Here is a 13,226-nt window from a genome sequence, read left to right on the forward strand (position 1 = left end):
GAGGCGTTGGGTATGAAGATCAGATATCCCCGAGAGATATTTTTCCTGCTTCTGGCGGTCTTGTTTTTGCCGGGCAGCGCCTACAGTCAGAAGGTGGGCTACCTGGATTCCAAGGCCGTGTTCGCCCAGTACCGGGGTGCCGCCGACGTTCGGCAGGAGATGAACCGGGTCATAGAAGGCTGGAACAAGGAGATCTCGGCCAAACGCAAGATGGTAGATTCTCTGGATAAAAGCTTGGAGCTGACGGACCTGGTGATCAGCAGCGAGCGGCGCAAAGCCAAAAAAGAGGAGATAGCCCTCAGGAAACAGGAGCTGGAGGCCTTTGTAAAAGAGATCTTCGATCCGGGCGGAAAGGCCGACCAGAAGAACCGTGAGCTGTCCAAGCCCATGGCCGAGAAGATAGGGAATGTGGTCAAGCGGGTGGCCCTGGACAATAACCTGCTGATGGTGCTGGATTCATCGTCGGGACTGGTGGTCTATGCCTCCAAGGAACTGGATATCACCGAGCAGGTGCTGGAGGAGCTGGCCAAGGAGGAGGGAACGGCCGTCAAGGTTCTGCCCAGCATCGCCCTGTTTCCCGTCTGGGAGCTGGACGCCGAGGCCATCAAGAGGAAGTTCGGCAAGCAGGCTCAGGAGTTTATCTTCACTGCGCTGGAGAGGGGGCAGAAACTGAAGCCGGTGGCCAAGAAACAGGTTGAGGATATCGTAAAGGACAAGGGGCTCTCCAAGTCCGAGGTCAAGGAGGCCCGCGGCCTGGAGATGGCCAAGATACTCGATGCCAGCTATATGACCCTGGGGCAGATCACCCAGAACCTGGCCAACAATCAGATAACCATCACCATCAAGGTATACAACGTGGAGCGCGACCAGATGATAGCCGAGGAGAGCGAAAAGGTAGACGGCGAGGGCGAGCTGGTGATGGGCTGTGAAAGCCTGGCGGAAAAAATCAGCCAGAGGATATCCCAGCAATGAACGGATACCAAGCCAGCCTGCTGGCCAGGGAATGCGGGGGACAGCTGCAGGGTCCGGATGTGGAACTGACCGGCTTGGCGGGCCTGAAGGAGGCCCAGCCCGGCCAGCTCAGCTTTTTGGCCAATCCCAGTTATGCCGAATATCTGGGATCCACCAGGGCTTCCTGCATCATCGTCCCCCAAAATGTTGCGGCCCAGGGACGGACCCTGATAATTTCCGACAACCCATACTTAAGCTTCGCCAAGGCCGTGACCTTTTTTTACAATGCCGTCAAAATAAAGCCCCGTCCGGGCATCCACTCTGCCGCGATCGTCGATCCCACGGCTCACATAGACAAGAGTGCCACCATCGGGGCTTATGTGGTCATCGAGGCCGGGGCCAGAATAGGAGCCAATACGGTGATCATGCCCCTGTGCTATATCGGCCGGGAAACAATGGTGGGGGATGATTGCCTGATCTATCCCCAGGTTTCCATACGGGAGGGCTGCCGGATAGGCAACCGTATCATCATGCACGGCGGGGTGGTGGTGGGTGCGGACGGCTTCGGCTACGCCAAGGACGGAGATAGATATTTCAAGATCCCCCAGGTGGGCAATGTCATTCTGGAGGACGACGTGGAGGTGGGGGCCAACACCGCCATCGACCGGGGGGCCCTGGGGCCCACCATTGTCAAACAGGGGACCAAGATAGACAATCTGGTGCAGATCGCCCACAATGTTCATATCGGAAAAGACGGAGTTGTTGCCGGACAGTCTGGGGTGGCCGGCTCAACCTTCATCGGCGACCGGGTGGTGATGGGGGGGCAGGTCGGCATCATCGGACACCTGAAGATAGGCGATGACGTTACTTTTGGCGCCCAGTCCGGGGTCCTCAAATCCATCCCCAGCAAGACCGTGGCTTCCGGTTATCCGGCCAAAAAGCATACCGAGGCCCGCCGCCGGGAGGCCAGTGTGGCCCTGCTGCCGAATTACATCAAAAAGATAAACGCCATGGAAAAAAGAATAGTTGAGCTGGAGAAGAGGCTGAAAGATAAATAGCGGGGCATCATTCCGATGACAATCCCGTGAGCAGGTGACTCCTGATGACAGGCCCCTCTCCATAAGGGGAGGGGCCTGTCTTATGAACGTGGAAAATCAATATGAAATACCTTTCAAGGAGGGACGCATGAATTTGCTTCCGTTTGCCGAACCGTACAAGACCAAGATGGTGGAGCCCATCCGCCGCACCACCCGGGCCGAGAGGGAAGAGCTGATCAAAAAAGCCGGGTACAACCTGTTCAACCTGAAAAGCGACGATGTGTTCATAGATCTTTTGACCGACTCCGGCACCGGGGCCATGAGCAGCGCCCAGTGGGCCGAGATAATGCTGGGAGATGAGTCCTACGCCGGGGCCAGCTCCTACTACAAGCTCAAAAAAACAATAGAAGAACTTCTGGGCATGCCATATTTTCTTCCCACCCACCAGGGCCGGGCGGCCGAGAATGTGCTGTTCTCCGCTTTGATGGGCATGGAGGCCCCCGACCTGGTGGTTCCCGGCAACAGCCACTTTGACACCACCAAGGGCCATATCGAATTCCGCAAGGCCCAGGCCCTGGACTGCACCATCGACCAGGCCTTCGACACCTCCTCCCAGCATCCCTTCAAGGGCAACCTGGACCTGAACAAACTGGAGGCTGTCTTCAAGAAACATCCCAAGGAGAACATCCCGCTGTGTTTGATCACAGTCACCTGCAATTCCTCGGGCGGCCAGCCGGTGTCGCTGGAGAACATCAAGGCCGTGTCGGCCATGTGCAAAAAATACGGGATCAGGTTGTTCTTCGACGCCGCCCGCTTTGCCGAGAACGCCTACTTCATCAAGCTGCGCGAGCCGGGGTATGCGGACAAAAGCATCAAGCAGATTGTGCGGGAGATGTTCGATCTGGTGGACGGATGCACCATGAGCGCCAAGAAGGACGGGATCGTCAACATCGGCGGGTTCATCGCCTTCAGGGACAAGGAATTGTTCGAGCAGGCCTGCACCTTCAACATCGTGTTCGAGGGCTACATCACCTACGGCGGGATGGCCGGCCGGGATCTGGGCGCGCTGTCGGTGGGCCTGCGCGAGGCCACCGAGTTCGATTACCTGGAGGCCCGGGTGCGCCAGGTGAGACTGCTGGGAGAAAAACTGATGTCCTGCGGCATCCCCATCCAGGAGCCGGTGGGCGGTCATGCCGTCTTCGTGGACGCCAAGAAATTTCTGCCCAACGTTCCCCAGGAGCAGCTCATAGCCCAGACCCTGGGGGTGGAGCTTTACAAGGAAGGCGGGATAAGGGGGGTGGAGATCGGAACGCTTTTGGCCGACCGGGACCCTAAAACCAGGGAGAACCGCTATCCGGCCCTGGAACTATTACGTCTGGCCATACCGCGCCGGGTCTACAGCGACAATCACATGCTGTACGTGGCCGAGTGTTTGAAGAATGTCTACGATAGAAGGAATGAGATAAAGAAGGGTTATGCCATCGTGCGCGAGGCGCCGATCATGCGGCATTTCACGGTGGAACTTAAACCGGCTTAAATATCAGGATGCCTTTTTTGACAGGAGCGCCTCCGCTGAAGCTATGGCGCTTGAAGAAGCCCGACAATAAAGCGTAAGCGGATTTACATGACTAACTGGATTTAATTAAATAAACGGATAACAAGAAAGCCCCGCTGGTAGCGGGGCTTTCTTGTTATTCATTCAGAGTTACAATGAAGCAATTAACATGACGGGCTGTATCTCTAAAGTTGTATGGTATCACCGGCAGAAAACTTAACTATTCCGAACTCATGGTGAAACCGAGCCAGGTTGGAAAGGTCTATGCAGTGCATCGGATAGATATGCTTGGGCTGTTCCTTTTTAAAATAACGGACGGTTCCTTCCACCGCTTTCGGGTCGTTCCCAAACAAATGGAACCCGCCGATCACGGCGTAAAGCTTCTGTCCGGTCACCTGCTTGGCGTATTGGCATATGTTGCAGATGCCGGAATGCGAGCAGCCGGTGATGACCACCGCGCCGTTCTTGGTCTTGATGGCCATCGCTGAATCGTCAGGCATCCGCTTCCTTTTGAACAATCCTTTTTCAAAATTATTTACCCGGGGGATCTCCCCCAGATAAAAGATACCTTGGGAAAATTCCAGCGGTTCGGCAGAGGTGATGATCCTGAAATCCGTTTTTATCTTTCGGGACTCTTTTGCCGGCAGCTGGGCGATCAATTCCGGATGAGCCACGAGTTTCTTTTTGGTCTTAAAACCATGATGTTGCAACCCGCCGACGTGATCCCAGTGGTGGTGCGACAGCACTATGAAATCCGTTCGGTTCAAATTGATCTTCAACTGTTCGGCATTGTGCCAATAAACATTGGTATGTCCAGCATCGAAGAGGATATTGACAGCACCGGCCTCTATCAATAGAGAAAGGCCCCATTCGGCCAGAATGGATCTGGAGCCGTTATGACCGGCTTGATTTTCGCAAAGTACGGATATTTTCATATTACAAGGCTACTTGTCAGCAATGACGCGGTAATTCTTATGAATATAGACGAATCCGATGAAAACGATCAGGGCCAGGATGATGAAAACGACCAGATCCCGCATCATAAATGTGGGGTCATGGTTGAAATACATCACCAACCCCATGGCGTTGACCGCTAATATCATTGTAAGGAAAAAGCCATAGAACAGGAATTGTATGGAGTAGGTGGTATTGGGCCTGGTCCATAACAGATAGACGCTGACCAATCCCAGCGGGATGGAGAATCCCAGGTCGAAGATACGCACCACCCAGAAAGCGGTGGGCGCGATGTCATAGGCCCGGGCGGTGCCGGTGGCCATGACCTCCAATACCTCCTTGACCCACATGGAGGCAAAGACCAGCAGGAAGAACGAGAACAGGACCGAATAGATGATCAGAGGCTTTTTCTTGAAGCGGCTTTCCACCTTCTTGGGAAAGATGGAAATCGAATAAAGCAGGATCAGGAGGGACGCGATCAGGATGAAAAGGAAATAGAAGGTGTACCCCTGGCTGTTGCCGGAATATTCCGGGGAGCTCCACTCCCAGCCGATGGTGTAGCTCAGCACATAGGATATCAGATAGAGCGGGGTGATGATCAAGAGATACTTTGATATTTGTTTCTTGAGGAAAAGTGTCGCCCCGCCGGCGATCAGGATGACGCTTAACAGGAACAGGTTCACCAGGTCCTGGCCGATCAGCTGATTGTTCAATATCTCCGCCGTCCTGTATTTGATCTGATGTAAAAACAGGGGGCCGTTGACCGCCAAAAAGATAAGAATGATGCCGGTCGCGATGGACAGAAGCCCCATAAAGATCCGTTCAAATGGGGTGCCAAAAGCGGTTATATTTTTGTTGTTCATGTTGTGACAGTTCCGTATATTTGAATATCAGATATAATGGCGATCCTTTATTGTCTCATCCTAAATATTTCTTGACAAATCGGCAGATCTCTTCCATGGCTTCTTTGGCCTCGGGGAACATGGGGGCGCAGGCCGGATAGCAGTGGAACAGGCCTTGGCCAACGATCAGGGTAACATCAACCCCGGCGGCTCTGGCCTTCTCGGCCAGCCGGGTGGAATCGCTCAATAACGTCTCGTCCCCGCCGGCGAAGATCAGCATCGGCGGCAGGCCGCGCAGGTCGCCGAACAACGGCGAGATCAAGGGATCCCTGGGGTCGTTCTCCCCGGCATAGTACCGGCTGAAGGTGGTCTGGGATTCCTTCCAGCAAAGGGTGTCCTTTTGGGCGTTGAAGGTCCAGGATTCGCCGGAGTTGCTGAGGTCGGTCCAGGGCGAGAGGGCGATGGACGCGCCGGGCAGGGGAAGCCCCTGTTCCTTAAGGGCCAGCTGGGCGGCAAAGACCAGGTTGCCGCCGCCGGAGTCGCCCATGAATATCATATTCTCCGGCTTGATGCCGTGCGCCAGCAGATACTTGTAGGCGGCCACCGAATCGTTCAATCCGGCGGGGTAGGGATGCTCCGGGGCCAGGGAATAATCGAACAACAGGGATTGTATCCGGCACTTTTTTACGAACTTGGCCACTATGCCCCGGTGGGCCCGGATGGAGCCCACCACCAGCCCGCCCCCGTGGAAATAGAGGATGGCCTTGTCCCGGGGCGCATCCTGGGGCCTCATCCATTCGGCCGACAGGCTGCCGATCATGACCGGGGCCAGGCTGAAGCCGTCCGGCAGTTTGCCGAAGAAGTCCGCCCCCCGCTCGACCTCGGCCCGCAGGGCCTGCAGGGAGGTGTCCTCGTCGACCGTGGTGGTCCTTTTCTTCTGAAATTTCAGCAGGTGCCGGTATTTAAGCAGAAAGATAAAAAAGCGGCTTTGCCAGCTGGGCATAAAATATCCTAAATGGTATATTAGAATTTTACTGTGATGCCGGCCGTCAGGTAATGGAACAGGGAAAAGGTGTACACTTTGCCACCGCCGTCGGCGCCGCCCTCCAGCATCCGGTAGCCTATCCGGAGGGTGTGGCTTTCCTTGGGGCTGTATTGAAAGGCCAGCAGAACATCCTCGGCCCGGCCGTAGGGCGACCAAAGGGCGTCGCTCTCCAGCAGTAGGCCGGCCTTCTCCGTCATCTTGTAACGGACCATCAGGTTGATCAGCGGGACCACCCCCAGGTCGGTGCGGCGGGCATAGGCGGAATCGCTCATCAGGGCTATGCCGGCGCTGCGGATCTTGGCGGTCAGCCCAGCCCCCATACTGAAACCCGCTCTATCAATCGCTGTGTAGCGGTAGGTCAACCGGTAGGAATCGAAGCGGTAGGTGGAATGAATTTCTGTGCCCTGGCGAAATATTTTCCCCTGAAAGGTGATATCCCTCTCCAGGGTCCCGCTCCCCCGGACGGTAAGGGGCGCCGCCAAGATAAAGATGCTATGTCGCCCGGCCATGGTCAAACCTCCACGGGCCCTTAAAACCACAGCGGGGGATGACACTATCTCGTCGGTCAGGGAAAATCTGGTTCCGCTGTCGCTGGGGATCTGAACGTCATTGTAACCAGTGAAGGCGGCCCCTGCTTCAACATCAATAAATCCTTGGGCGAAAAGGCCGGATCCGGTACAAAAGAAAAGGAAACCGACGAGATAAGAAACTAGAAATTTCATTTGTCCCTCCATGACTGTTTTGTAAAATTGGTATCGAGCAGGTGGCCATTCATCAACGTTTGGCATGATAGCCCCTATCCCCGTAAGGCTGGAGCTTTTCGATCCAGATCTCCTCCAGGGCCTTCAGGTCCCGGGTGTAATCGTAGCTGATGCCCTCCTTGGGCTCCAGATGATCCAGCACCTCAAAGGAAAAACCGGCCTCCCCCAGCCGGCCATAATCCTTCTGCAGTTCCGAGTTGGGATGGGAGCCGTGATTGAGGCTGAATTTCTGGCTATTGATGATGCCGGGAAGGTTCTTGGCCTTCATTAATAATATCCTGCCGTTGGCCAGATTTTTTATCTGCAAAATGCCCATCGGGGTAAGCGTTTGCTTGTATTCTTTTATCAGTTTCTTTCTGTCGGTCATCAATATCCTTATCTCTGGGTTTCCGCCGGAGTTTATACTGAATGAAATGAAGTGCGGGAATGACAATTATGTCATGGTTTGAAGTCCGGGTCGTTCAGGCTGCCGCGGTCCAGTTGTTCGAAGTTATAGTCCTTGCTCTGCATGTTCAGGTTCTGCAGACGGTGGATATCGCAGCTCTTGGCCGGCAGGTTGGCCTTGAGGAATATCTCGCTCCTGGGGCTGGGGCAGGCCGGGGTGGCCAGCAGTCCGGACTCGGTGCAGATGGTGGCCGAGACGATATCCCCCGGCACCGAAAAATCCTTGACCGGCAGGCTGTCGGTGGCCTGTTTCATAAAGGCCGCCCAGATGGGCAGGGCCAGCCCGGCCCCGGTGGCGCCTTCGGCCACGGTCTTCTTCTGATCGAAGCCCACCCACACCCCGCATACCAGGTCCGGGGTGTAGCCCACGAACCAGGTGTCGGTATAATCATTGGTGGTCCCGGTCTTGCCCCCGGCCGGGCGGGTGAATCCCAGGCTGCGGGCTGCAATCCCGGTGCCGTGGTCCACCACCGTCTTCATCATGTTGGCCATGATATAGGCGGTCTGGGGAGACAGCACCTCCTCGGCGTAGGGGTGGGTCTCCTCCAACACGGTGCCGTTCTTGTCCAGCACCTTCAGGATCATCAGCGGCTCCACCCTGATCCCGCGGTTGGCAAATACTCCGTAGGCGCTGACCATGTCTATCATGCTGATGTCGGCCGAGCCCAGGGCCAGTGACAGCACCGCCGGCAGCGGGGTCCGGATGCCCATTTTGCGGGCGTAGCTGATGACGGTGGAGGGCCCGACGCTCTGGATCAGCTTGACCGCTATCAGGTTCTTGGACAGGGCCAGCCCCCGCCGCAGCGAGGTGGGGCCGTCGAATTTGCCGTCGTAATTGCGGGGATACCATGGTTCTCCCGATCCGTCATCCTCTATCACGATGGGGGCGTCCAGGATAACGTCGCCGGGGGAAAAGCCGTTGTCGATGGCGGCGGTGTAGATGAAGGGCTTGAAGGCCGAGCCGGCCTGGCGGCGCGACTGGATGGTCCGGTTGAATTTGCTGATCAGATAATCGCGCCCCCCGATCATGGCCAGGATATGCCCGGTGTGCGGATCCAGGGCCAGCAGGGCGTCCTGGATATAGGGGGTGTTGACTATATCGGTCTCGACCTTGGGCGTTTTGAAATCCCTGCGCCGGGGAACCAGCCTGTAACGGTCCTCCAACTGTTCCAACCAGTTCTCGGAGACCTGGTTGGCGGCCTGCTGCAGCTTGATGTCCAGGGTGGTGTAGACCTGCATGGCTCCCTGGTAGATGGCGTTGGCCCCGTATTTGGCCTCCAGGTATTTGCGGACCTCCTCCACGAAATAGGGGGCGTCATTGAGCCGCAATTCGCGGGGCTTGACCACTATCTCCGTCTTTCGGGCGGAATCGGCCTGGGTCCGGGTGATAGCTTCGGTGGCCACCATGGCCTCCAGCACGGTGTTCCTTCTTTTCAAAGCCGCTTCGGGATGGGTGTAGGGGGTGTATATCGATGGGCCGCGCGGCATCCCGGCCAACATGGCCGCCTGGGGCAGTGTCAAACTGTCCACGTCCCGGCCGAAATACATCTGGGAGGCGGTCTGGACCCCGTAGGCTCCGTGGCCGTAATTTATCTGGTTGAAATACAGTTCCAATATCTCGTCCTTGGAGAACAACCGTTCGATCTTCATGGCCAGTATGGCCTCGGCGATCTTGCGTGACAGGGTGCGGTCCTGGGTCAGGAACATGTTGCGGGCCAGCTGCTGGGTGATGGTGGAGGCGCCGCGCAAGCGCTTGCTGCGGCGCAGCACGAAGTCCTTGACTGCCGCGGCGTAGCCGAATAAATCGACCCCCCAGTGGGAGCGGAAACTGCGGTCCTCAATGGCGATGGTGGCATCGATCAGGTTTTTGGGTATCCTGGCCAGCGGGGCCACCACCCGATGCTCCTCGGCGAATTCGTAGATCAGGATGCTGTTCCGGTCGAAAACCTTGGTGCCCTGCTTGGGCTGCATTTCCTGAAGGGTGCGAGTGGATGGCAGTCCCCGGCTGTAGAAGGCGAAAGTCCCGGCCAGGAAACCTAGCAGGAAGATCAGGGCCAGTGCTGTAAAAAATCCCGCCCTGAGGAAATTTCTTCTTGTTTTACGTTTTACCTTGAGGGAAAATTTCCCCCTGTAGAATTTTGCCATGATCGGTTTATCCGTCAAAAATTGAAAAAATAGCTGTTCTGATCACATTCCATGCAGGCAGATCATACAGTAAAAAGGGAATGATAAAGCCTTCAAGACGATGGCGCCTGATGACCTACTTGCCAGAGTAATTCTAAACCTAAAAGGAAGGATAGTCAAGCATAAAACGTGTCTGAAGGAATCCGGTCCGGGGCATTTTAAATGAAATCTCTCTTGACAATAAACCTATCATTGTGCTACAATTTCTTTTGTGAAAAACAAGAAAGCCTTATACCACGGGCTTGCTTGCATAGGGGGCCATAATTTAAAAGCCTTTGTTCTCAGTTTTAATAACTGCGGGCAGGGGCTTTTGCACTACCGATCATACTTTTTTAAAAAAGGAGGCTATGCTGAATATTAAGTTAAATATTTTGGCCGTTATCATAGTGCTGTTCTTTGCAAACATTGTCTCAGCCTGGTCACCACCCTACAACATCTCCAAGAACGACACCGCCTTGGTATCTTGTTCCCGGCCCTGTATAGCGGCTGATAAAAACGGCAAGGCGCATGTAGTCTGGGAGGCATGGAGGTATGACAATTATTGGGGGCCGCATTGGGTAATGTATTCTTCCGGCAAAGACACAAATTGGTCAACGCCTATTTGGTTGTCGAACGACACACCCAGCGTTTCCTCATTGACGCCCAATATAGTAGTTGACACAAGCGGCAGGCCATTTGTAGGTTGGTCCGATGAAGGCAGCGGCAACATTTATTTTAGCTATCATAACGGAAGCAATTGGACAACTCCTCAAGCCATAGCAAATCAAGGTGGCGGTCATAGTGGTTTGCGTATGGCTGTTGATAAACAAAACAACATACATGCAACCTGGCATTCTTATGCTGACACATTTGGTGTTTTTTACAGCCGTTGGAACTGGAGCGATTGGTCTGCGCCGGTTGAGATGGCGCCGGATAGCAATATAAAAATGGGTTGGCCGGATATTGCCATTGATAGTTACGGCAACCCACATATAATAGCAATGGACTACCGGAATAGCCTGGGATACCCGCTGGCTTACTTTCAATATAACGGCGTAGGCTGGCAAAAGATGCTGAATCCGCCGGATACTTCAACAGGGCAAACATGCTATCCCCGCATAAGCATCGGGCTAAATGATACTATCCATTTGGTTTGGGAGGAAAGATATGGCGGTTCTATAAGTTATTATACGTGCGGTAAAAATAATCTCTGGTCAACGCCTCGTAGACTAATGGACAGTCTATATTCATATGAACCGGGTATTGTTACTACAAATAAAATGGTGTATTGCGCTATAAATCCAGCCAATAAAGACTCGTTTTTAGGCGTAAGTATAGTAAAACGTGATAGCTTTGGACAATGGACTTTGCCAATGCCTATAATTGAAGCCACACGGTGTGCGTTGCTAACGTTTTATACAAATAAATTTAATATTTATACTTCATGGTCTCATTCTGGCTGGATTGAATATAGCTATGATACTGTCTATGTGTCCGGCATTCAAAATGAAATAAATCCGTCCACAACTATAAGTCCACCATTATTGATTTTGAAAGACATTTACCCCAATCCTTTCAAAATAGATGCTAAGATTGTCTATGCCCTAAAAAACGCAGATAATATTATTCTTAATATTTATAACCTTGCCGGCCAGTTGGTTAAAAGCCGCAATTGTGGTTTTAAAAAATCCGGCACGCACAAAGTAACTATTACTGCTGATTCATCACTATCTTCGGGTGTTTACTTTTATAAACTAAAATTAAAATCAGGCAAATATGCCACGCCTTTAAAGAAATTCATTATTATTCGTTGATATTGGCTTACTTTTAAATGTGGGACTATTAACCAAAAAAAACTAAAACCATCAAAAGGAGGAAACACAAATGCGGCAAAAATATGTCGGCTTTATTGTTGTTGCGCTGGTTCTTCTATTGACCGGCGCCGTAAGCTGGGCTAATCACAGCGCGGTGATAATCACCGGCGATACACCGGCCAAGGAATCCAAGAGCGGGCTTTCCAGTTGGAAGATAGATTCCGAAGACCCCAATAAGGGTTACGACGAATTCTGGAACGATACCTACCTGATGTGGGAATTGCTTTACAAGAACAAAGGCTGGGCGAATAACGATATCTACGTTCTTTATGGGAATGGTGATGATTACACTACATTAAATGATCGCTACAAAGCATCTGTTCAAACAAACAATGTAATACCGAAGGCCACAGATTACCGCGCCTATTATACCGAAGTGGCCAACATATTCTCTTGGTTAGCCAACGGCAACGCCGGCCAGGGCATTCCCAAAATGACCGTCAATGACTTTCTTTTCGGCTATACCTTCAATCATGGCGGCACCACCGGCAACAACAACTCCACACTCGGTCTGATGGATGTCGAAATCACCGATACCGACTTTGCCAACAAAGTGAACCCCATACCATGCTGGGCCAGGGCGTTCTGGATGCAGCAGTGTTTCAGCGGCGGTTTTATTGACAACCTGCAAAACAGCAAAACAATGGTCAGCACCGCATGCACCGGCAGTGAATCCGCTTACCGGGCCGATAATATCTCCCGCAATGAATCGCCTCTTCCCGAGAATGAAACATATAATAGCGTGGTATATAATCACGGCGAGTACAACTTTCACATAATGAACTCTCAACGCGGCAAAGCCCTGTATCCGTATCATCTTCCATATCCGGTTAATGCGGATTATAACGGCAACGGGAAAGTGTCGCTATACGAAAGCAAAGAACACGAGCGTTGGTCCGAATCAAGAGTAGAAACACCAATGTGGAGCGACCCCAGCGGGTGGGGGCCATATTTGTATTTAGAATATGGCAATCTAAGCTATAAAGCGCCTATTGCCAGAATAAGCGCCTACTACGATCCGTATGCCAATCTTGCTTCAAAAGTGCCCGCTGGCGACACATATATCAATTGGTCTTCCGTGGTCGGAACTTTTCCGGTAAAAACATATACGCTGACCTATGATCGTTTTCGCGATGGTAACTGGGTCACTTTGTTACAAAATACCACCGCTACTTCCTACACTTTTAAATATTTTTGCCCCTATACATCAGGCACTGCCTTTAAGGTAAGCGCTTATGATGGAAAGGACAATACATGGTCTAATACCTATATTCTTTACCCGCCTAATCCCGGCGATCCCATCGTTTCCTACTCCACCACCCCGGAAGCCACCGCCCATTCCAACGGCAAAAAACTGGTCATAGACAACTCCGGCAAACTGCATGTGGTCTTTACCTCAAACGATACCGTTTACCACACTACTTCGGTAGACGACGGCGAAACCTGGTCAACCCAGTCCGCAGTGGGCCAGGGCAAGAACCCGGCCATCGAACTGACAGCGAGCCAGACGCCCACAATCTGCTGGTCAAAGGGCAATGAACTGTATAATTCCCAACATAGCGCTGATGTTTGGGGCGCGCCTCAACTTATTTATACGGGG

General features: G+C 53.1%; 10 protein-coding genes and 1 pseudogene. 5 read left to right on the forward strand and 6 right to left on the reverse strand.

The features are described from left to right. Positions 1 to 12 precede the first annotated feature (12 nt). The 3 genes from A2273_11600 to A2273_11610 all read left to right on the forward strand — a co-directional run bounded on the left by A2273_11600 (position 13) and on the right by A2273_11610 (position 3,525). Positions 13 to 972 carry a hypothetical protein gene (locus A2273_11600; protein ID OGF06201.1) on the forward strand — a complete coding sequence of 320 codons (960 nt, stop codon included), beginning with the start codon at positions 13 to 15 and terminating at the stop codon, positions 970 to 972. Next, on the forward strand, positions 969 to 2,009 hold the full coding sequence (locus A2273_11605; protein OGF06202.1) for a UDP-3-O-(3-hydroxymyristoyl)glucosamine N-acyltransferase: 1,041 nt from the start codon (positions 969 to 971) through the stop codon (positions 2,007 to 2,009). Before A2273_11600 ends, A2273_11605 begins: the two co-directional genes overlap by 4 nt. 127 nt (positions 2,010 to 2,136) lie before the next feature. Continuing rightward, positions 2,137 to 3,525 carry a tyrosine phenol-lyase gene (locus A2273_11610; GenBank protein ID OGF06203.1) on the forward strand — a complete coding sequence of 463 codons (1,389 nt, stop codon included), beginning with the start codon at positions 2,137 to 2,139 and terminating at the stop codon, positions 3,523 to 3,525. Between the two features lie 203 nt (positions 3,526 to 3,728). On the opposite strand, the gene A2273_11615 is transcribed toward A2273_11610, so the two are convergent. The 6 genes from A2273_11615 to A2273_11640 all read right to left on the reverse strand — a co-directional run bounded on the left by A2273_11615 (position 3,729) and on the right by A2273_11640 (position 9,734). Next, complete coding sequence (locus A2273_11615; protein ID OGF06204.1) at positions 3,729 to 4,478, reverse strand: hypothetical protein; 750 nt, start codon at positions 4,476 to 4,478, stop codon at positions 3,729 to 3,731. Positions 4,479 to 4,487: 9 nt separating this feature from the next. Next, the gene (locus A2273_11620) at positions 4,488 to 5,360 is read right to left on the reverse strand and encodes a hypothetical protein (protein OGF06205.1); all 873 of its coding nucleotides are present in this window, start codon (positions 5,358 to 5,360) and stop codon (positions 4,488 to 4,490) included. Between the two features lie 55 nt (positions 5,361 to 5,415). Continuing rightward, positions 5,416 to 6,342 carry an alpha/beta hydrolase gene (locus tag A2273_11625; protein OGF06206.1) on the reverse strand — a complete coding sequence of 309 codons (927 nt, stop codon included), beginning with the start codon at positions 6,340 to 6,342 and terminating at the stop codon, positions 5,416 to 5,418. Positions 6,343 to 6,362: 20 nt separating this feature from the next. Next, entirely contained in the window at positions 6,363 to 7,106 is a 744-nt protein-coding gene (locus tag A2273_11630) for a hypothetical protein (GenBank protein ID OGF06207.1), read from the reverse strand. Between the two features lie 52 nt (positions 7,107 to 7,158). Further along, positions 7,159 to 7,512, reverse strand: coding sequence for a hypothetical protein (locus A2273_11635; protein ID OGF06208.1), 354 nt, complete (start codon positions 7,510 to 7,512; stop codon positions 7,159 to 7,161). A 71-nt stretch (positions 7,513 to 7,583) separates the two neighbouring features. Continuing rightward, on the reverse strand, positions 7,584 to 9,734 hold the full coding sequence (locus A2273_11640; protein ID OGF06209.1) for a hypothetical protein: 2,151 nt from the start codon (positions 9,732 to 9,734) through the stop codon (positions 7,584 to 7,586). Positions 9,735 to 10,120: 386 nt separating this feature from the next. Between A2273_11640 and A2273_11645 the strand changes: the two genes are divergently transcribed. Both A2273_11645 and A2273_11650 read left to right on the forward strand, forming a co-directional pair. Beyond that, entirely contained in the window at positions 10,121 to 11,566 is a 1,446-nt protein-coding gene (locus A2273_11645) for a hypothetical protein (GenBank protein ID OGF06210.1), read from the forward strand. A gap of 70 nt (positions 11,567 to 11,636) precedes the next feature. Then, positions 11,637 to 13,226, forward strand: a pseudogene (locus tag A2273_11650) (hypothetical protein).

This window comes from Candidatus Edwardsbacteria bacterium RifOxyA12_full_54_48 (assembly GCA_001777915.1).
Taxonomy (GTDB): domain Bacteria; phylum Edwardsbacteria; class AC1; order AC1; family EtOH8; genus UBA2226.

What these genes read in the sequence shown, in the direction of transcription:
- A2273_11600 (OGF06201.1), top strand. Translation starts at nt 13, where the DNA reads ATGAAGATCAGATATCCCCGAGAGATATTTTTCCTGCTTCTGGCGGTC.
- A2273_11605 (OGF06202.1), top strand. Translation starts at nt 969, where the DNA reads ATGAACGGATACCAAGCCAGCCTGCTGGCCAGGGAATGCGGGGGACAG.
- A2273_11610 (OGF06203.1), top strand. Translation starts at nt 2,137, where the DNA reads ATGAATTTGCTTCCGTTTGCCGAACCGTACAAGACCAAGATGGTGGAG.
- A2273_11615 (OGF06204.1), bottom strand. Translation starts at nt 4,478, where the DNA reads ATGAAAATATCCGTACTTTGCGAAAATCAAGCCGGTCATAACGGCTCC.
- A2273_11620 (OGF06205.1), bottom strand. Translation starts at nt 5,360, where the DNA reads ATGAACAACAAAAATATAACCGCTTTTGGCACCCCATTTGAACGGATC.
- A2273_11625 (OGF06206.1), bottom strand. Translation starts at nt 6,342, where the DNA reads ATGCCCAGCTGGCAAAGCCGCTTTTTTATCTTTCTGCTTAAATACCGG.
- A2273_11630 (OGF06207.1), bottom strand. Translation starts at nt 7,106, where the DNA reads ATGAAATTTCTAGTTTCTTATCTCGTCGGTTTCCTTTTCTTTTGTACC.
- A2273_11635 (OGF06208.1), bottom strand. Translation starts at nt 7,512, where the DNA reads ATGACCGACAGAAAGAAACTGATAAAAGAATACAAGCAAACGCTTACC.
- A2273_11640 (OGF06209.1), bottom strand. Translation starts at nt 9,734, where the DNA reads ATGGCAAAATTCTACAGGGGGAAATTTTCCCTCAAGGTAAAACGTAAA.
- A2273_11645 (OGF06210.1), top strand. Translation starts at nt 10,121, where the DNA reads ATGCTGAATATTAAGTTAAATATTTTGGCCGTTATCATAGTGCTGTTC.